This is a genomic window from Chitinophaga sp., from assembly GCF_019236475.1.
Lineage (GTDB): Bacteria > Bacteroidota > Bacteroidia > Chitinophagales > Chitinophagaceae > Chitinophaga.
The window spans coordinates 201,087-221,313 of the sequence record NZ_JAFAIX010000009.1 but is presented as its reverse complement, the minus strand read 5'-3'; the positions used below and the strand labels follow the sequence as shown (position 1 = coordinate 221,313).

Annotated in this window: 19 protein-coding genes and 1 tRNA gene; 13 read left to right on the top strand and 7 right to left on the bottom strand. The window is 42.7% G+C overall.

The annotated features are described in order from the left end of the window. Positions 1–95: 95 nt before the first annotated feature. The 6 genes from JO154_RS12180 (at position 96) to JO154_RS12155 (ending at position 6,232) form a co-directional block, all read left to right on the top strand. Positions 96–863 (top strand): metallophosphoesterase, encoded by a 768-nt coding sequence (locus tag JO154_RS12180; RefSeq protein ID WP_291945772.1) that lies wholly within the window; start codon positions 96–98, stop codon positions 861–863. A gap of 71 nt (positions 864–934) precedes the next feature. Then, complete coding sequence (locus JO154_RS12175) at positions 935–1,294, top strand: hypothetical protein (protein ID WP_291945770.1); 360 nt, start codon at positions 935–937, stop codon at positions 1,292–1,294. A gap of 84 nt (positions 1,295–1,378) precedes the next feature. Then, positions 1,379–1,837: a DUF3347 domain-containing protein gene (locus tag JO154_RS12170; RefSeq protein ID WP_291945768.1), complete on the top strand. Its 459-nt coding sequence runs from the start codon at positions 1,379–1,381 to the stop codon at positions 1,835–1,837. Positions 1,838–1,928: 91 nt separating this feature from the next. Next, the gene (locus JO154_RS12165; protein ID WP_291945766.1) at positions 1,929–4,136 is read left to right on the top strand and encodes a multicopper oxidase domain-containing protein; all 2,208 of its coding nucleotides are present in this window, start codon (positions 1,929–1,931) and stop codon (positions 4,134–4,136) included. A 12-nt stretch (positions 4,137–4,148) separates the two neighbouring features. Continuing rightward, complete coding sequence (locus JO154_RS12160) at positions 4,149–6,053, top strand: AAA domain-containing protein (protein ID WP_291945764.1); 1,905 nt, start codon at positions 4,149–4,151, stop codon at positions 6,051–6,053. A 95-nt stretch (positions 6,054–6,148) separates the two neighbouring features. Then, positions 6,149–6,232, top strand: a tRNA-Leu gene (locus JO154_RS12155). Between the two features lie 275 nt (positions 6,233–6,507). On the opposite strand, the gene JO154_RS12150 is transcribed toward JO154_RS12155, so the two are convergent. The 6 genes from JO154_RS12150 to JO154_RS12125 all read right to left on the bottom strand — a co-directional run bounded on the left by JO154_RS12150 (position 6,508) and on the right by JO154_RS12125 (position 10,895). Beyond that, a complete protein-coding gene (locus tag JO154_RS12150; protein ID WP_291945762.1) occupies positions 6,508–6,921 on the bottom strand; it encodes a hypothetical protein in 414 nt (137 codons plus the stop codon). 29 nt (positions 6,922–6,950) lie between these two features. Continuing rightward, positions 6,951–7,760 (bottom strand): ferritin-like domain-containing protein, encoded by an 810-nt coding sequence (locus tag JO154_RS12145; RefSeq protein WP_291945760.1) that lies wholly within the window; start codon positions 7,758–7,760, stop codon positions 6,951–6,953. Between the two features lie 31 nt (positions 7,761–7,791). Continuing rightward, the gene (locus tag JO154_RS12140) at positions 7,792–8,505 is read right to left on the bottom strand and encodes a ferritin-like domain-containing protein (protein WP_291945758.1); all 714 of its coding nucleotides are present in this window, start codon (positions 8,503–8,505) and stop codon (positions 7,792–7,794) included. A gap of 233 nt (positions 8,506–8,738) precedes the next feature. Beyond that, entirely contained in the window at positions 8,739–9,527 is a 789-nt protein-coding gene (locus tag JO154_RS12135; protein ID WP_291945756.1) for an anti-sigma factor, read from the bottom strand. A gap of 1 nt (position 9,528) precedes the next feature. Next, on the bottom strand, positions 9,529–9,993 hold the full coding sequence (locus JO154_RS12130) for a sigma-70 family RNA polymerase sigma factor (RefSeq protein WP_291946336.1): 465 nt from the start codon (positions 9,991–9,993) through the stop codon (positions 9,529–9,531). A gap of 227 nt (positions 9,994–10,220) precedes the next feature. Then, positions 10,221–10,895 (bottom strand): TetR/AcrR family transcriptional regulator, encoded by a 675-nt coding sequence (locus JO154_RS12125; protein WP_291945754.1) that lies wholly within the window; start codon positions 10,893–10,895, stop codon positions 10,221–10,223. Between the two features lie 129 nt (positions 10,896–11,024). Here JO154_RS12125 and JO154_RS12120 point away from each other — a divergent pair, with 129 nt between their 5' ends. The 7 genes from JO154_RS12120 to JO154_RS12090 all read left to right on the top strand — a co-directional run bounded on the left by JO154_RS12120 (position 11,025) and on the right by JO154_RS12090 (position 19,012). After that, on the top strand, positions 11,025–12,143 hold the full coding sequence (locus JO154_RS12120; protein ID WP_291945752.1) for a 5-(carboxyamino)imidazole ribonucleotide synthase: 1,119 nt from the start codon (positions 11,025–11,027) through the stop codon (positions 12,141–12,143). A 5-nt stretch (positions 12,144–12,148) separates the two neighbouring features. Next, positions 12,149–12,646, top strand: coding sequence for a 5-(carboxyamino)imidazole ribonucleotide mutase (gene purE, locus JO154_RS12115; RefSeq protein ID WP_291945750.1), 498 nt, complete (start codon positions 12,149–12,151; stop codon positions 12,644–12,646). Between the two features lie 64 nt (positions 12,647–12,710). Then, complete coding sequence (locus JO154_RS12110) at positions 12,711–13,340, top strand: carbonic anhydrase family protein (protein ID WP_291945748.1); 630 nt, start codon at positions 12,711–12,713, stop codon at positions 13,338–13,340. A 528-nt stretch (positions 13,341–13,868) separates the two neighbouring features. Continuing rightward, entirely contained in the window at positions 13,869–14,177 is a 309-nt protein-coding gene (locus tag JO154_RS12105) for an RNA-binding protein (RefSeq protein WP_291945746.1), read from the top strand. Between the two features lie 741 nt (positions 14,178–14,918). Then, the gene (locus JO154_RS12100) at positions 14,919–15,761 is read left to right on the top strand and encodes a helix-turn-helix domain-containing protein (RefSeq protein ID WP_366935584.1); all 843 of its coding nucleotides are present in this window, start codon (positions 14,919–14,921) and stop codon (positions 15,759–15,761) included. Between the two features lie 71 nt (positions 15,762–15,832). Continuing rightward, positions 15,833–16,975, top strand: a complete 1,143-nt coding sequence (locus tag JO154_RS12095) for an epoxide hydrolase family protein (RefSeq protein ID WP_291945742.1) — start codon at positions 15,833–15,835, stop codon at positions 16,973–16,975. Positions 16,976–17,248: 273 nt separating this feature from the next. Next, positions 17,249–19,012, top strand: a complete 1,764-nt coding sequence (locus JO154_RS12090; protein WP_291945740.1) for a right-handed parallel beta-helix repeat-containing protein — start codon at positions 17,249–17,251, stop codon at positions 19,010–19,012. 214 nt (positions 19,013–19,226) lie between these two features. Here the strand turns inward: JO154_RS12090 and JO154_RS12085 are convergent, their stop codons facing one another. Next, complete coding sequence (locus tag JO154_RS12085; protein ID WP_291945738.1) at positions 19,227–20,222, bottom strand: DUF1735 domain-containing protein; 996 nt, start codon at positions 20,220–20,222, stop codon at positions 19,227–19,229. Positions 20,223–20,227 lie beyond the last annotated feature (5 nt).

Genomic DNA, 20,227 nt, shown 5'->3' with positions numbered 1-20,227 from the left:
ATATGAAGAAAAGGTTATGCCTGCCCCAGATAACATTGGCATCATATACCCGTGTTATTTTTAATATACCTCAATAACCTTTAAAACCCGACACTATGCTTTCAAGAACCATCGTAATAGGTGATATCCATGGTGCACTACAGGCATTGAAGCAAGTATTGCACAAAGCAGGTATCCAACCCCTGGATACCTTAATTTTCCTCGGCGATTATGTAGATGGCTGGTCACAATCGGCAGGTGTGATTAACTTTCTCATTGAACTCCAACACAGTTACTCCTGTGTCTTCCTACGAGGCAACCATGATGTATTCTGCCATCTCTGGCTGGAATCAGGTAAAGTAGACCCAAACTGGTTACGTAATTCCGGCGCCAGCACCATCGAAAGCTACCAGCAAATCCCCGCTGATATGCGATTACAACACCTCCAGTTCTTTCAGCAACTGAGAAATTATTACATTGATTCGCAGAACAGATTGTATGTCCATGCCGGATATACCGCAGCCACCGGCGTAGCAGACGAAAAAAGTGCGCATCTGCTGTATTGGGATCGCAGTTTATGGGAAGACACGCAACATCACTGGCAGGCAAAGCGTGCTAGTGGCCCCGCCAGATTATCCCTGTATAAGGAAGTATTCATCGGGCATACCCCTACCCTATTTGCCGACTGCACATTACCCATGCACCTCTATAATCTCTGGAATATAGACACCGGTGCTGCCTACCATGGCCGCCTCTCCGCTATAGACGCGGATAGTGGCGCCTTTTATCAAAGCGATGTAGTAAGATGGATGTATCCACAAGAAGCTGGCAGGAATACAGGAAAAACCGCTTTTCCATTGGTATCTCTCTATAAGCGGCAATAAAATTATATAAATCATATCCACAATTATGTAAACATCCGGCTTTTATCGTGTGCTATCTTTGAGGCATCATTATGAAAAGAAGCAACACCATAAAAGCCTTAAGTCTACTGCTGATCTTCAGCCTGCACTTGCTGACAGGGTTTACCTGCTCCGCCATCATGCTGACAGCCAAGGCCACTCACCACCATCATGCGGCTACAGACCCTTGCTGCTCCGATGAGATGGAGAAGCAACCTATGCTAGACAAAGTGCTCGATGCTTCCTTGCAGCTCGCTGCAGCCCCCGGACACGTGTCTCCCTATAGTTATTCATATAACCATATGGGTATACCCGCTGCCCATCCGATGGTTTCCCAACGATATTTAACCAACCATACATTAGGATTGCCCGTAAGGGATATTAGTATAGAGATACAGCGTTTTCTGATTTGATTTGATAGACATCTCTCCTCCCTTTTCCGTTCACTGGCGGCCCGAATTTAACTTCATTCAATAAATCATATCAAATCTACAATCATGAAAAAAGTATTTCTTGCTATCGCTGTTCTCTTCTCTTTAGGTAAAGCAGTTGCTCAAAATAAATCTGGCGCACTCACAGAATACTATGCAGTAAAAGACGCACTCATCAGTGGTAATAGCGCTGCTGCCAGCACCGCAGCCAACGCTTTCGTTAAAGCAGTTGGAGAAGAAGCGGCTGCAAATAAAACTATCGCTGCTGCAAAAGATAAACTGGTGGCAGAAGCACAGCAGATTGCCTCTTCAAAAGATATCGCACAACAACGGGAACAGTTTAAACAGTTCTCTACAGATATGTACGATTTGGCAAAATCCACCAAACTCTCTGAGCAACCGGTTTACCAGCAATATTGCCCAATGAAAAAAGCTTCCTGGTTGAGCAACTCCAACGCAGTAAAAAATCCATATTTCGGCAACCAAATGCTGACCTGCGGTAAAGTAGCAGATACCATCAAATAATATTTCCTTCAACTTTTATACAGGTGAACGGGTTGTATATCTGTTCACCTGTAACTTTCTCGCCCATTCCGGGCAACAACTGGTTTATTTTATGAAGCATTTTCTTTTATATATAACCCTGATGGTTATTGGTAGTCAGCTCTATGCGCAGACGCCCAAAACTGTCAGATATGATCTCTACATAGGTGATACCATGGTACACTATTCCGGGAAAATGGCGCATGGCCTTACCGTCAATGGCGGCATTCCTGGCCCTACCCTGGAATTTACAGAAGGCGATACTGCCCTGATCTATGTACACAATACGCTCAATACAGAAACTTCCATCCACTGGCATGGCGTTATCCTGCCTAACCAAGAAGATGGTGTACCATACCTGACCACGCAACCCATCAAAGCCGGTCAAACGCATCTCTTTAAATTTCCTATCGTACAACATGGCACTTACTGGTATCATAGTCATACCATGTTCCAGGAGCAAAGCGGTTTATATGGTTCCCTGGTGTTCCATCCTCGCGAAAAAAGCAATATACCGGAGAAGGTGCTGCTGTTGAGTGATTGGACAGACATGCATCCGCATCAAGTCAATCGTTACTTGCATAATGCGAACGATTGGTTTGCTATCAAAAAAGGTTCCACGCAGAGTTATACGGAAGCCATCAAACATAAACATTTCGGCACCAAAGTAACCAATGAATGGAAACGCATGAATGCCATGGATGTGAGTGATGTGTATTATGAAAAATTCCTCGCCAATGGCAAACTGACGGATAGTATGCCCGGCCTGAAAGCTGGCGATAAGGTAAGACTCCGCATCATCAATGGTAGTTCGTCTACCTACTTCTGGGTTAGTTTTTCTGGCGGCAAAATGGCCGTAGTAGCCAATGACGGCGCCGATGTGGAGCCGGTAGAAGTAGATCGTTTCATCGTTGGCGTGTCTGAAACCTACGATGTCATCGTTACCATCCCTGAAAATATGCGTTACCAATTGCTGGCCACTGCGGAAGACCGTACTGGCGCTACTTCTCTTTGGCTGGGTCAAGGCATGAATATGCCCATGACGCCTTTGCCCAAACTGAAGTACTTCGAAGGGATGAAGATGATGAACGACATGATGAAAATGAACGGTAACCTAGATACCAGCGGAGGCATGCAAATGACCAACCAAACGATGGATATGAATACCGTTATGTATCCAGAAATTACAGGAGGGGGAGACAACAAACCCGCTGCCCAAGAAGGTCACGCTGGGCATGATATGGGCAACATGAATATGACTGCATCCAGCGATATTGTTACCCTCAACTACGGTATGCTGCGTGCGCCAGCAAAAACGAATCTGCCTGCCAATGCGCCTACTCGTGAATTCAAATTTGAACTCACCGGCAACATGAACAGGTACGTCTGGACTATCAATAACAAAACCGTTTCTGAGTCAGATAAAATTCTCATCCGCAAAGGAGAAAATATTCGCATCATCCTGTACAACAATACCATGATGCGTCACCCGATGCACTTACACGGCCATTTCTTCCGCGTATTGAATGGACAAGGTGATTATTCTCCCCTGAAAACAGTGCTGGATATCATGCCGATGGAAGTAGACACCATCGAATTTGCCGCCACAGAAAGCGGCGACTGGTTTTTCCACTGCCATATCCTGTATCACATGATGAGTGGCATGGGACGCGTGTTTAGCTATGAAGACAGTCCTCCTAATCCACAGGTACCCGATCCCAAAATGGGTTGGAAAATGATTAAAAAAGATGACCGCATGCTGTATTTGAGTAGTCGCGTAGGATTGGAAAGCAATGGTAGTGATGGGGAGATACGATTATCTAATACCCGCTATCAGTTATCTACAGAATGGAGAGTGGGACTCAATGATCGCCATGGTTATGAAAGTGAGAGCCATTTCGGAAGATATATAGGCAAAATGCAATGGCTATTTCCATATGTAGGTTGGGATTTCCGCTATCGCAAGCTGGACGAGCATGAGAAGAATCTCTTCGGACAAACGAACACCAAGAATTTCAGACAGGTATTCCATGTGGGTTTGCAATACACCCTACCGATGCTAATAGTGGCAGATGCCTCCCTAGATACAGAAGGAAGGCTGCGTTTGCAGCTCTCCCGCGAAGATGTACCGGTTACCAAAAGGCTCCGTTTCAATTTCATGGTCAACTCAGATTATGAATACATGGCAGGGTTCCGTTATATCATCACGAAGAACTTTGGATTATCCACCCATTATGACAGTGACATGGGCTTTGGAGCCGGTATAACCCTGAGTTATTAGTATCTTTGTAGGATGGATTATTTCAAAAAGCTGCAGGATTTATTAAAAACAGAAAGGGAAGAAGACCGTAAATCGTACCAGGCATTGACCGCCAGCACTTCTGTGCAAGAACGTCGTGCTAGTGGGTTGGCTTGGTACCCTGTTGCCATCCGGGGGAGTGAGATGAGTCGGGGTGATTACCTGACCGTCGAATTGGAACGAACCACCAATCAAGAAGTACCGCATCAATTGCGCAGTGGCGTATCTGCTGTATTCTTCTCCAATCACGACCGGAAGGAGCACCAGCAAGAGGGTGTCATCTCATGGGTAGGCGGTAATCGCCTGAAAATCACCCTTCGCACGGATGAGCTCCCTGATTGGGCAGATGGTGGCAAACTGGGCATCGATCTCCTTTTCGACGACAACAGCTATGATGAAATGCAGGCAGCCCTCAAACAGGCCACTGCCATGGCAGATGATCCAAAAACAGGCCGCCTGGTACGCGTACTCACCGGACAGGCAGCGCCTAATTTCAGAACAGATATTTCCCCTGCACATATCGGGCGGCTCAACAGTTCCCAACATGCCGCTGTCAACAAAATACTCGAAGCCTGTGATGTAGCCGTAGTCCATGGCCCTCCAGGAACAGGTAAAACCACCACGCTCGTTCAAGCTATCAAAGCCCTGATAAAAGAAGAGCCACAACAGATACTGGTGGTGGCTCCCAGCAATACGGCTGTAGATCTCCTCAGTGAAAAATTATCTGAGGAAGGATTGAATGTATTGCGGGTAGGGAATCCGGCAAGGGTATCAGATAGACTGCTCTCCCTCACCCTTGATAGTAAGATGTCGGGCCACAGCGGCATGAAAGAAGTATCTCGCTTACGCAAACAGGCCAATGAATTTCGCAACATGGCGCATAAATACAAGCGCAATTTCGGGAAGGCAGAGCGGGAACAACGCAAGGCTTTATTTGATGAAGCGCGCAACATCATGAAAGCGGTGGAAAACACAGAACAATACGTAGTAGAGGATATTGTGGCCAAAGCACAGGTGATCACTGCCACTCCCGTGGGCGCCAACCACTATACCGTACGTCATCTGAAATATCGCACGGTGGTGATAGATGAAGCCGGACAGGCATTAGAACCTGCTTGTTGGATACCTATCCTCAAAGCGGAGAAAGTAATTTTCGCCGGCGATCATTGTCAGCTCCCTCCTACCATCAAATCCAATGATGCCGCAAAGGCAGGCCTGGCGGACACCTTAATGGAAAAAATTGTATCACTGTATCCGGAAAGTGTCACCTTACTCGAAGAACAATATCGGATGCATACCACCATCATGGGCTATTCATCTGGCGTTTTTTATCACGACAAGCTAAGGGCGCATGCCTCCGTAGCGGATCATCTCCTCTTCGCCCAGGATACGCCGCTGGCCTTCATTGATACTGCCGGCTGCGGCTTTGATGAACAGACGAATGGCACCAGCACCACCAATCCAGAAGAAGCGGCCTTTTTATTCCGTCATCTGGCACATGTGGCAGGTACGCTTAGTCCGCATTATCCCCCCGAGCAATTCCCTTCTATTGCTATTATTTCGCCTTATAGGCAGCAGATAGAGGTACTGAAAGAGCAATTAGCTCATCACCCGGATTTACAGCCTTATAAAGGCCGTATTACGGTGAATACGATAGATAGTTTCCAGGGGCAGGAAAGGGATATCGTTTACATCAGTATGACGCGTAGTAATAATGAGAGCAAGATTGGGTTCTTGTCAGATATCCGTCGAATGAATGTGGCGATGACGCGTGCGAGGAAGAAATTGGTGATTATAGGGGACAGTGCCACACTCTCTCAACTGCCCTTCTATGCTGACTTTATAAAGTATGCAGAGGCTCAAAACGGCTACCAGAGCGCATGGGAGTATGCAGAATAACGCAACCGTTTCATTATCAACATAAAAAATTGAAAATAAATTTGGCAGAAAGAAAACTCTGCTTATCTTTGCGGTCCTGAAACACAAAATCAGTTGCCCAGATGGCGAAATTGGTAGACGCACTGTGTTCAGGTCGCAGCGCTCGCAAGGGTGTGCTGGTTCGAATCCAGTTCTGGGCACTAAAGAGGCTTGTAAGTAATTGACTTACAAGCCTCTTTTCATTTAGTCAGGTGTCGTTTTTTAACGCTTTCTCCCACCATTCCCGACACAAATTTGACACACTAAATGACACACCAAACTCACCTGACAGCGCCAGCACACTACCAACACACATCCCCCATTTCATCGAACGAAAAGTGTCAGTTTTTCCTGCTTTACTGCGCTACTAAAGGCATCCGGCAAAATGTCACTGCTCAAAACTATTATTCTGAAAAAAGATTTTATTTCTACTGCATTATTCATTGACCCACAGGTTCCATTTTGCATCAAATTTGTACCATTTGCCGTCTGATCCTTCCCATTTCCAGTCTGGCACTTCGGTCCATTGTTTACCATCGGTGCTCCAAACGAGTTTGCCCTGATGGATTTTAAGCCACTTGCCCTCTTTATCCGCCCACAGACCATCCTGTACCGCTGCCCATTTGTTCCCGTCTGTACTCCACCAAAGGCCCGCCTTTTTGTCTAGTTTGTACCAGTATGTTTTTCCATCCTTCATGCCCGGCCAAGTCCCGGTTGTTGATTTGACCCATTCACTTGCGGGCGCGTGCATGTTGACGGAAAAGAGGCTATTAGCCATTGATACGTCCACTTTGCTGATGATAAGCAGCATTATTACACCAGCACTAAAGCATCTGAATTTTCTGTTCATATATTGTAGTTTGAATTTTTGATAAATGATTATACAATAAAAGGTTTTATGATGGCAAGCACCTGATTTGCTGTAAGAGGTTCATCAAAACTTTCGCTTGCAGCGCTCGCGCTCACGAAGTTTAGTATGTTTACCCCCGCCTGCGTTGTGAGTTCCTCGCCGTTATAGTTGGCCTGGACGGCACTACCAATGCCGCCAGTATCATTACCGGTGATCCAGGGCTTCACGTTTGCTCCTCTTGCCTTACGCATCTGGCGTATATGAGATGCGTGCCTTGCTTCCACCGAATGGATTTGCAATGCAACTGTCAGCACAGCGTGATTGGAAATTAAATCTCCGGCTCTACCCTTATAAGCCCTGACCCCCGTATCTTCAAAAGCCTGAGCTACCGCCAGGAAAGTATCATAATTGGTGAATACATTGGCAAAGGTCCCACCTGCTGTAAAGTCGAATGTTGGTTTTGATACAGGGGTTGCGCCGAGAGAGCCAAGTGTGGTTATCAAAAATGCAACGTGAGCGTTTTCATGGTCCCTGATAGTATTAATAGCTCCGACAGCGGGAGTACCAACAGGGACAATACCCGATGCAGCCCCTTTGGTATAAAACTCCGCTTCCAGATATTCAAGCGTGAGTGCATAATTAAGAACGGAAGATATGTCACTGGTGGATTGTCCATAGGCCGTTTTAAACATGCTACCCAATGCGAACGGTACCGCGGCCATTGCAATCTTTCCGCCTATTTTTGCGAACTGCTGCATTGCGCCCCGCCTTGTATCAAGGCGGTCATGCACCTCCGGATCTATTTTTTCGATGGATGATATAATATTTAGAAGATTCATAAACAACTTTTTTAGGATGAATAATCTGACTTCAGGATGTTGGAAGATTCCCAGCGTAGAGTTTCGATTTAAGGAATACGCTGGCTGTCGTAAGTACATCTGCAGGTTTGCTGGCAAGGTCGAGGCCATTCATACTAATAACGGTGCTGTCGGCGAAAGAACCATTGCTGATAAGATCGCGTATTAATGCAGCGTGACGGGCTTCAACCGATACAATCTTGCCTGCCAACAGCAGGTAGTTGCTATCTTTAAGAAGCTGTCCTGCTCCGTTATATGCTGAAACGCCAAGATCTTCAAACGCCTTCGAGGTAGTAAGCACACTATCGCGACTTCCGAAGTTTACGGAAGAGAAGTCTACCTCAAGATTTTTGATGGCCATTGTCCCTAAAGCCGCCTTGAAAAACTCACGGTGCGCTATTTCATGATCACGTATATCTGTCAACAACGACTGCTCATTGGCAGTCATCCCGCTGAAAGGGCTACTAATCACCTGCGTATAGAAGGCTGCTTCCAACTGTTCCAATGCGTATGCATAATTGAGTATCCCAATATCGCCTGTTCCAAGGTCAATGCTACCTGGCGGCACGGTATTATTACCGTCCTTGTCTTTTTTGCATGCTGCGATTACAGTAGCAGAGGTTGCGGCAAGCCCGAGATAAGAGAGAAATCTTCTCCGCCCCAACATTCCGGGCAATGGAAAGCTGTTATTGCCATTCGCTGGCAAAAGTGTGTTTTTGTTGTCCATAAAACAGAGGTTAGGTTACATAATCATTTAAGAATAGTTTTTGGATTGTGTTGATGCACGATTACTGATGAAGTATTTTCGCTAATTTTTGTCAGTTGTTGTCTGAGATACGAGATATTTTCTCTAAAAGTTTGGCCTGGTTGATTTTTTTAAAAAAAAGCCGCCTAATTAAGGCGGCTTATGCATTTGAATCTGCTGACGTGAACAACTGTCAGTTATTTATGATTTCATATTTATGATTTCACATTTCCGATCACGAACATTTGGTCCAGTGTTGGAGTAGCGCTTCCTCCAGTCTTTTCAAGGGTAATGGCAAATGCCTGCGCGCCAGTCACCTGCTTCAGATGGCAGAGAAAGGACGCACAGTCTGATATTATGCCTGCGTCTATAGGTTTTCCATCGACCAGCGCCCACAACTGATACTGTTTGCCAGATGGCACTGGGGGAAGATTATTGGCCATCAGATAAACATCCCTGCTATGCGTATTCCAGTATACGGTGGCAAGGCTGCCTTCCTTTCCTGTAACGCCTGCCAGCAGTACTTTAATCACGCCTGGTTCAGACATGATCTTTAGGTCATGATCAAAAGCTGTTAATCGTGCCTGATAAGCCTGATTATCCGCAAGTACCTGAACCTGCTCTTTCTGAAGCGCTATAAAGTCATCCGTGGCTTTAGTGTATCTTTTATAAAGATAGACGTTCCCTGCGGCACTTACGAGCAGGGCAAGCAGTGATGCAGCAGCAATAAATTTAAAACGGCGGTTGATGAAATGGATAGATCCGGGCGTTACAGCAAATTCTTTATTGAGAGATTGTAGCAACTGGTCCTTAACGCCGTCGGGGGCCGGACGACCAGTAGCTTCTGAAAACTCCCGGAGCCATTGTTCCCGTTCCTTTATTGCGGCGGCAATGGCAGGATATTCGAGACTAAGGCGCTGAAGTTCAGCGGCTTCTTCTGCGTCCGCTATGCCCAACACATAGCTTTCAATCACTCCACTTTCTATGTATGCCTTGATATCCACGTTAAAGATTGATCTTTTTTTTAAGTTGTAATAATGCTGCCCTTAACCGTGTTTTAACCGTTCCCAGTGGTATTTGCTCCATCGTTGCGATTTCCTTTTGCGTATATCCCTCAAAATAAGATAATTCGATGACGGTCTTATATTCATCTTTCAGGGAATAGACTATTTTCCGTAACTCTGGAAGGTCTGATGGTGGCAGCGATCGGTCAGGTAACTGAGCATAGTCGTCAGTTAGACGATTGTTTCGTTTACTGTTTCGCCATTCTTTGCTGCGGGCAAGGTCGATAGCTGTATTGCGGGCAATATTGAACATCCAAGTAAACAGCTTTCCTTTGTCAGGATCATAGCTATCAATCAACCGCCAAATTTTTACAAATACCTCCTGAAGAATATCTGTCGCGATATTGGTATCCGGTATTATATTGTAAATAACGCCATTCAGCGCTGACGAATAGTGATCGTACAGGAAGCTGAAAGCAGCCTGCTCGCGTTGCTTTAATCCGTTTATCAGTTCCTGTTCGGTAATGTATGTTCGTGGTTCCTTCAGTGCCAGATATATTCAAATGCGCATTTATTTACGAAGTACATTTTTGAAAAGTTTGCCTGAACAAAAATTTCTTCTTCCCGTCTTATGCAACAATAATCTTTTGTGGTAAAAATCAGTTATTACACCACTTTCTGATGTGGTTTCTGTCAGTTGTTCAGTGACTTGAATGTCAGATGCTGTAGAAATTCGATTAATGGCCTTACTGCTTTAGATTTGCCGAAATCAGTTAAGCGTGGCAGATGTTCCTTGAAGTACATCTGTCGGTGAGCGGTTTCTATTAAGGTACTCGCCAGGGAGTGAGGAAACGCAAATTCAGGATTTAACTCCAGGAAGATCTCAGCAATACGATGACAAAGATCTTTATATGGTTTAAACAACATAGACTTATTATCTTCCGTCACATTTTTTGTAAGGTATGCTTTGTCGCCCTCGCAGATTACAATACCGTGTAAAATGCTCTTGTCGATATGCTCCACAATAAATTTGTCCTGAACTTCAAAAGTCAGCAGCTTTATAACGATATCTATCTTTTCTCTTGGATGCTTAAGGTTGTTGGTATGAAATATCAACTGGTATTCCAACCATGTCCAGAACCAGGTAGTAATATAAGTGAGTAACCGGTGCTTGTTTTCAAAATACCGATAAATACTGGCCTCCGTACTTCCGACTTCCATAGCCAGCTTTTTAAAAGTAAAGTCCTCAAAGCCAATATCATGAATCAGCTTTATGCCATGTTTAATAATATTACGGCCAAGCTCGGTACTGTCCGGATCTCTCAGGTAAAGTTTGGGGTTCATTTTTATCTGCAACTGCAACTCCATGCTTAAATAATTAGTTAGCTAAAATACGATTTAATAGTAGATCACTTGTATTTCATTTATTTACTACAAATAATAATAGTATTACTATCATTTTAAATAGTTTTTATATCTTCGCGGCAATTGAAGATTATGTTTGAAAATTTGAAAATAGGAATTTTAGGAGGTGGTCAGTTGGGTGCTATGATTATAAGGCATGCAATTGATTTTGGGCTAAGGGTTTCGATTATGGACAAGGACCCTCACGCACCATGTTCACGTTATACATCATCTTTCTTTTGCGGAGATCCTGCTTCTTTTGAAGCCGTTTTGGAGTTTGGTAAGGGCCTTGATGTTATTACAATAGAAAAGGAGGCTGTAAATATCAACGCATTGCGTCATCTTGAAAAGCAAGGCGTAAGAGTTTTTCCGGCACCGAATACCATTGAAGTGATACAGGACAAATTTACGCAAAAACAGTTTCTTCTGTCCCATCATATACCGGTAGCACCTGGCGAAGCCATCCAAGGCAAAAATGATTTGTACCGATACGAAAATAAACTACCTCTCTGTCTGAAAAAACGCCGTGATGGATATGATGGCTATGGAGTGATGGTCTTGAAAACAAAGGAAGATATTCCAACTGCGTTTGATGCGCCATGTGTAGTGGAGGAATTAGTTGCCATTAAACACGAGATTTCTGTAATCGTAGCGAGAAACGAGTATGGCGCTGTAGAATGTTATGATCCGGTGATGATGGTATTTTCTGAAGAAAAGTTCATACTTGACTACCAAATAGCGCCCGCTCAGATAAATGAAGAAATATTAAAAGAAGCTATAACCCTCGCTAAAGGAATTGCAAATGCACTCCAACTGGTTGGCATTCTTGCCGTAGAAATGTTTGTCACAAAAGATAATAAACTTTTAGTAAATGAACTGGCTCCAAGGCCGCACAATAGCGGTCATCACACGATAGAAGCCAGCACCACATCACAGTATGAACAATTACTCCGCGCGATACTCGGACTACCATTGGGTACCCCCAGGCTTCGTTTTCCATCTTTAATGATGAATATACTGGAATCCGCAATATTAGATACTGACAAACGGGGAAAACTGAAGCGTTTATTAGACATACCGGGAGCCCACCTTCACTGGTATGGCAAAGAGGGTAAAAGAGCAGGCCGAAAAGTTGGGCATGTAACTGTTACAGATGATACAATTGAAAATGTCATTGCAAAAGCTGAATCAATACGAAAAATTTTAAATTAAAAAATATGAAACAGGTAGAGGTAGGCATTATTATGGGCAGTAGTTCCGATGCACCTATTATGCGTCAGGCAATTGAGGTTCTAAAGAAGTTTGAAATAGGTTATGAGTTCAGTGTTGTTTCGGCACATCGTAGCCCTCAAAAAATGTTTGAATACGCTGCTACTGCTGAAGAGCGTGGTTTGAAGATCATCATCGCAGGCGCTGGTGGCGCAGCACACCTTCCAGGTATGGTTGCCGCTATCACTACATTACCGGTAATTGGTGTACCTATCAAGTCCACAAACTCTCTCGATGGCTGGGATTCGCTTTTATCTATAGTGCAGATGCCTGGGGATGTACCAGTAGCCACAGTAGGTGTTAATGGTGCACGTAATGCCGGGTTATTGGCCGTACAGATTTTAGGCACGAATAACAACACAATCAGGCAGATGCTTGCGGCATTAAAAAAAGAAAATTATGATAAGGTTAGCAAGCAAAATGAAACATTGGATCAGATCTCATAGAAAGTTGACGCCAAATACCTGCGGCCTGTTGAACTTTATAAAAATAATTCCCAAACTTTAAACCATGTATAAACACACCAAGGAATCACAAAATAGTCTTACACCCGAAATGGCACTTCAATACCTGAAAGAAGGCAACTTACGGTTTGTTAATAATCTGAGAGCCAACCGGGATTTGTTGAGTCAGGTAAATGCCACAAGAGATTGGCAATACCCATTCGCAACTGTACTGAGCTGTATGGATTCACGTACTTCTGTGGAACTTATCTTTGACCAGGGACTAGGGGATATATTCAGCATACGCATAGCGGGCAATGTTCTTAATCGAGACATCCTTGGCAGCATGGAGTTTGGTACACAACTGGCTGGGTCAAAAATAATCGTTGTCCTGGGGCATACACAGTGCGGAGCTATAAAAGGAGCTTGCGATGATGTGCACCTCGGTAACCTCACACAATTATTGGACAAGATAAAGCCAGCTATTGACAGTGAGACATCTACCCCAATTGAAAACAGGACCGGAAAGAATACCGAATTTGTAAAGACTGTAACAGAAAATAACGTGCGTCATGTAATGGAACAGTTAAAAGCAGAAAGTCCTATTATAGCAGAACTGGCAGATAGCGGAGCAATAAAAATAGTAGGTGGTATCTATCACCTGGAGACAGGAGCAGTGACTTTCTTTGAGGGATAATGCCCAATCCGGCCCTGCGACAGGTAGCAACACTGTCTGTCATTCTTTCGATAGTTCTCAGGGTAATATATACAGCATTTGCTACTGCCTGTACATATTGTATTCAGAAATAGTTTTCTTTTCACTATAAATTTAGCTCTAAAGTGAAGGAGACACTGTTATGCATTGGTTGATCCGGCTGGTATTTACCATTACCTTGATAAAATTTTGATGTAATGATTCTTAATAAATAGTTCTGAAAATACGGATCACCTCTTCAGTATCTGCTGGCATGGCACTGCTATTGCGCTCATCTTCCAATGTTGGGTAATCGCCAACAACCATTTTTAATTTACAGAGCGTTAGAGTTGCAGGAAGCGTAACTTTTTACGCACTTAAAATATCCCCAGAAATTAATCCTGTAATACCCAATTTATTGCTCTACCTTTAACAAGATCCCATTTGGCTTCTGCTGATGTAGTTGGGTGTCTAGTTTTTTACTAAGTCCGTATTTTTTAGCAGTATATACATTTAATTAAAATTATATTTGTGAATATTTTTGTAGGTAATTTAAGTGACAGAACAACTGAAGATGAGATATGGTCTTTATTTGACCCATTTGGAGTTGTATATAGTATTAATGTGGCGTATGATAAATACAGTGGCCGTTCTAAAGGCTTTGCATTTGTTGAAATGCCAGACGATTCCAATGCAGTACAGGCAATTAAGGAATTGAATAATTCAGTAGTTGCTGGCCAAACAATAGTAGTGTATGAGGCTCGTCCAAAACCTGAAAGACCAGAAAATAATCGTTTCTCCAGATCCGGCCCAAGACCTGGATTTAGACCCAGATACTAATAGTTGGATGTTTTAAAACGTAGATATCCTTTATCTGTAGAGAAAGCAGAAGAGCAAAGCCGCGGAATACGTTAAGTAGTTTGTAGCTTTGTTCTTACTATTCTATGTAAGGAATAGCAGCAACAATTGCAGGTGCATTGAAATGATTAAGTGCTTTAATATCAATACTATTTGGTATGATAATCTTCCACCAGGGGCACTAGAAAAAGCCTGTAAGTTTAGCTTACAGGCTTTTTCTATTTTTGTTGAGTCTCAAATTCACGCTTCCTCCCATTATTCACGACACTCACATTGACACTCACTTTTGAGAGTAACTTTTGAAATTATACCAGCTACGGTAAGGAAAATTTCACCTGGTACTTCGAAGTTTTTTGAAGTAATTGTTGTTGCCATTGAATGAATAGTTAAATGATTAAGAATAATGATTTAATAACCAATGGCGAATTTATAACACTGGGGAAAGGGACTTCCTGCTTATGGTCGTAAGAATTCAATTGCTTTTGCTACATTATTATCAACGCTCTGTGTTATCTTCAGTGGTATTGATGTGGTTTATTGCTATTAACTTTAATCGATAAATCAAGTATATTTACAATGTCAGTCAGTTTGCAAGATAAAAATCCGCCGAAACTATTCTCATGCTCAAATTTAAAGCTAATGTAGCAATCATTGGAATTAACCCTTTCGTTTTCTTGTATTGGGAACAGTAAAATTTATTAGCAGAGATCATCCGTAACTTCTATGATATTCCATAAACATATACCGTGCCCTCCTTTGTCTGAATACGTTCAACATATGGTGTATGTTAGTGGATCAGCATACAATATTCCATTTATTAAAGAACTTCCGGATAAAGGTGTAAATCTGGTCATTGAGCTACAGGAAAAAACAATCAATACTGTATTTCTTGATACTGCTATGAAAGAGAAATTGACCATGAAAAATGCATGGATATCAGGAACTCAAAGGCAGGCTATCTTATATCAAAATCAAACGGCATCATCTATTGTTAGCATACGTTTTACAACCGGTGGTTTTTACGCACTAACAAAAATCCCTATAACAGCAATACACCCGGTTTGTGTGGAGGCTGAATTGCTTTTAGGCAACTCCTTTAAGCATTTATATGAAAAACTCATCAATGCAAATGATGTCCGGCAGCTATTCGGACTTATTGAAAACTATTTCCTGCAATATATCGGAGACCAACATTTTGAAGATTCTCTGGTGAGATTTATTGATAAAAACATTGATAAACCGATTGACTGGCTAATAAAGAAATCCGGTTACTCGCAGAAACACGTTATACAGATCATTAAACAACACACTGGCTTCCCCCCCAAATACCTACAAAAGCTCCATAGATTTCAAAATGTGATCAGGGATATCCAGGCCTTTAAGGGAAAAGCAGATTGGATGGCTATTGTTAATGAGTATGACTATTTTGATCAGGCACATTTTATCAAGGAGTTTTCACAATTTACCGGTATCAAACCAACACAATATTTATCATCACAAATTGAAGTGGAGGATAATCGCCTGGTCGCGGATGTAATCTTACGTCCTCCTTCTGATCATTTGTAGATTACGGGGGGAGGTAAATTTTTTACAATGAAGGCAGGAGGCAGGCTGGTATCTTTGTAAAAACAAAAAAAATGGCTAGAATCACACCTTTCAAAATAGAAGTACCACAGGAAGTATTGAACGATCTATCAACAAGATTACAGCAAACACGCTGGACTGATGAGCCGGAGAACGCTGGCTGGAATTATGGAACTAACCCTACCTATTTGCGTGAACTGGTAGATTATTGGCAACATAAATATAATTGGAGAGCGCAGGAAGTTGCGCTGAATAAGCTACCCCAGTTTAAAACAACAATAGATGGTATCACGGTTCATTTCATACATGTTAAGGGGAAATCTGAAAACCCCAAACCATTGATCTTAACACACGGTTGGCCTGATAGTTTCTGCAGGTTTCATGAAGTAATCCCGATGCTTACTGATCCGGCAAGTTACGGAGGTAATGCAGAGCAGGATTTTGATCTTGTCATACCTTCCATACCAGGTTTTGGATTTTCGGACGGTGTTCCCCAAAGCAGCGATAAAACCGCAAGTTTATGGGCCAAACTAATGACAGAGGTTTTAGGATATCAGTCTTTTTTTGCCGCCGGGGGAGATATTGGTTCAACCATCAGCAAATCATTGGCAAATCAATATCCTTCTCTGGTTTCTGCTATTCATTTAACGGATGTGGGCTATCCAAACGGAAAGGAAGATTGGGCAACAATGTCAGCACCGGAGCAGGAGTTTGGTCGCTATATGCAACAATGGTTTTTTGCTGAAGGTGCTTTTAACCTTGTTCAGACTACCAAACCCCAAATGTTAGGTTATGCCTTAAATGATTCACCAGTAGGATTAGCTTCATGGATCGTGGAAAAGTTTCATGGTTGGTCTGGCAAACCTGAAAATCTTGATGATCACTTCAGCAAGGATGCGTTGCTCACCAATATCATGATATATTGGGTTACACAAACTATCAATACCTCTATCCGGACATATACCGAAGAAAGTAAAGCGGCGTGGACTACGGGGCTTAAATCAGATATGAAAGTTGAAGTTCCTACCGGTGTATCCCTGTTCCCTGGAGAGGCCCCTTTTCCTATTGAATGGGTCAATAGGAAAGTAAATGTGCAACAGTTTAATATCGTTGAAGAAGGCAGCCATTTCGCAGCACTGGACGTTCCTGATGTATTTGCAAAGGAACTGAGGGACTTTTTCTATAGTAGATCTTAATTAGCAGCCAGAAAATTAAAAAGCCTTCAAGTCGAAAGATTTGAAGGCTTTTTAATTCCCTTAGCATCTTCCGGGTAGCATATTTAGCGAAATAATTATCCATTGTCGGTTTCAGGGTGGTTACATCTTTTAACATTCCTATGAGGCTATTCAATGTCACTCTCATGGCCATGCTACGCACCTTTCCTGAAGTAAATAAAAAAGTGGAATTAGGTAAAATAGCATTAAATATGGGGAGCTCATGATGGTAAATTTGTGATATCACATATACACATGAGACATTTTTATTTTTTTGCCACTTTACTGTTGCTTTGTTGCGGTCATGTCTTCGCGCAGCGGATAATCAATGTTACTAGCTATGGATTACATCCTGATAGTTTTGAGGACGCATCACCGCTCATTCAAAACGCAATTGAGGCGATAGGAGGAGAAGATAGCATTATACTCTTCTTTCCAAAAGGGCGATATGATTTCTGGCCACAGTTGGCCAGTGAAAGGAATTTTTTCATTTCGAATACTTCCTCTGAAGAAGAGTGTCCGTCGAAGCGGAAGAAGATAGGCCTACTGTTTGAAGAAAAGAAACACCTGAAGATAGATGGCAACGGGTCTCTCTTGATATTCCACGGAAAGATGACCACCTTTGCATTTGATCATTGCAAGGATATAACGATGGAGAATATCTCCATTGATTTTGAACGTCCGACCATGTCTGAGCTAACATTCCAATCAGTGTCAGATTCACTTATCATTGCATCTGTTCATCCAGATTCGAAATATGCCATCATTGACAACCGTCTGATTTTTTATGGCGAGGGATGGACAATGCAGCATTATCATGCAATTGGTGTTATACCGACAGAAGGGCTGTTGTACTATAGTACATTTAAACCCTTACAATCAGCAGATACTAAACTGTTGGCGAATGGTACGATACAGTTCCGGGGTAATTTTTCAAAAGCGCATTATGTTGCAGGTGAGGTTCTCACGGTTCGAGATCCTATACGCGATCATGTAGGTATGTTTGTGAACCAGTGCGAACAAGTTTTCATGCACAATGTAAAGATTCATTACATGCATGGATTGGGCATTGTAAACCAGTTTTCCAAAAATCTTCATTACGACAGCATATGGATTGAGCCATCCCGGGGCAGGCAGATATCCTGCTTTGCTGATGCGATGCACTTTTCAGGCTGTTCTGGCAGCGTGCTCATCGAAAATTGTCGCTTCAAGGGAGCACATGATGATCCTATAAATGTTCATGGCACACATCTGCAGGTTAGCGCATTGCTTTCCTCGACCAAAGTGAAGGTACGTTTTATGCATCCTCAGACCTATGGAATGGAAGCATTTTTTAATGGAGATTCAATAAGTTTCGTACATGCTACAAGCCTCCAGGTTTATGCAAGTGGTAAGGTCAAAAAGGCACGACTAGTATCAGAGCGGGAAATGGAGCTCGAATTTGAAAAAGTTTCTCCTGATAGCTTAAGAGTTGGTGATTGTCTTGAAAATATTACCTGTACACCTGATCTAACTATCCGTAATTGTAATTTTGCAGGTACTAATACCAGAGGCCTGTTAGTGACTACTCGCAGAAAAGTATTGATCGAAAACAATACTTTTTATCGAACTGGCATGCATGCTATACTTATTGCGGATGACGCTCAGAGTTGGTTTGAATCCGGACCAGTCAAAGATGTAACGATCAGGAATAATACCTTTATCGAATGTGGATACAATATTTCGGTACCATATGTGATTAATATTGCTCCAGAAAATCACGCGTCCATTAAAAATTATTTCGTGCATAGCAATATCAGGGTGGAGCATAATACATTTAAGGTATTTTCACCGCAGGTACTTGCTGCCAAAAGTGTAGACGGTCTGACTTTTTTGGAAAATACTATTGAAAAAACAATGACGTCATTTGGTAATGTCACGCTAGCCTCTAAACCCATCCTTATCCCCCAGTGCAAGAATCTTGAAATCAAAAATAATGAGTACAGGGGTATACAGGCAGCAGTTCAAACAAAGCCATAATTTATTCAATAGCTTTTTCAATCTCCATATTTTTAAACTGTAGGCTGTATCAGCTTTTCATTACCAATAGGAACTGGTTCAATAATTTTCCAGTTCTGGGCACTAAAAAAGCCTGTAAGTTTAGCTTACAGGCTTTTTTATTTTCGATGAGTGTCAAATATTACAACTATTACTGCGGTCAATACTGTGCTTACTAGTGCCACATGACTGATCCTTACCTGGATTTCAGATACGTAAATTTCTCATGAAAATACGTTCTTGGTAAATCCGGTGAAGATACGCTCTGTGTCATGATGTAGCTCACTTCAAAATGGTCAACAGTACCATCTGCTTTGAAAGTGATTTTGTTTATGCCAGTAGGGTCCAATACGGCAGAACGTTTGTTACCACCGGAATTCTGTCCGTAATAGTTGGTAACACTGGTGATATTACCTGCTTTATCAAAGAAGAACACAGGGCTGAAACTACCGTAGTAAGAGCCGCTGCCACCGCTTTGGATCGGGTGGCCATAAGTTTTGGTATATATTGGTACACCATCATAAAGTGCTACTGAATTACCGGAATAGGTAATCAGGTGCATTTTAACAGGGTACCACCCGGTAATACCTGCATTCAGCACATCCACCATTGGAGCGGTTGCATCCATCATGTAGATACCATCATAGGTATTACGTGCAGAAAATGAATATACGGCTTTACCAAAGTTAGCACTGATAATACCGCCAGTGGAGCTGCTTATTGTTAATGGTAACCCGTAGTTCACATTAAAGTTAAAGCTGTTATTGTTGACGATGCCAACTTTAACCTGCGTTTTACGAGTACCTTTCTTTATTACTACCGATTGTGGCATCGAATAGATAGCAGCAGGAGGTGCTACGTAGTTAGTACCGTTTTCAGCATTGAATTGTTTCAGCATCACCGTATCCAAGGCCAGGTTCACGGTAATGTCGGTAGGTGCATCGTTGGAGCCGGAGTAGCTTACATTCACATTAAACGAAACGGTATCACCGGATTTTACAGCCCCCAGGTCAGTGGTGAAACGGGGGTAGGTGGAAGTAGCGGTGGCTACGTTATCACCGGTATTGGCAAATTCAATGATATTACTTCTCGCGGAGGTATCTAGTCCTATCATATCATTCTTTTTCAGACAGGAAGTCATGCTGAAGAGAATGGCGAAAGAAAGTAATGCTTTTATGCTGGATTGTTTCATGTTAT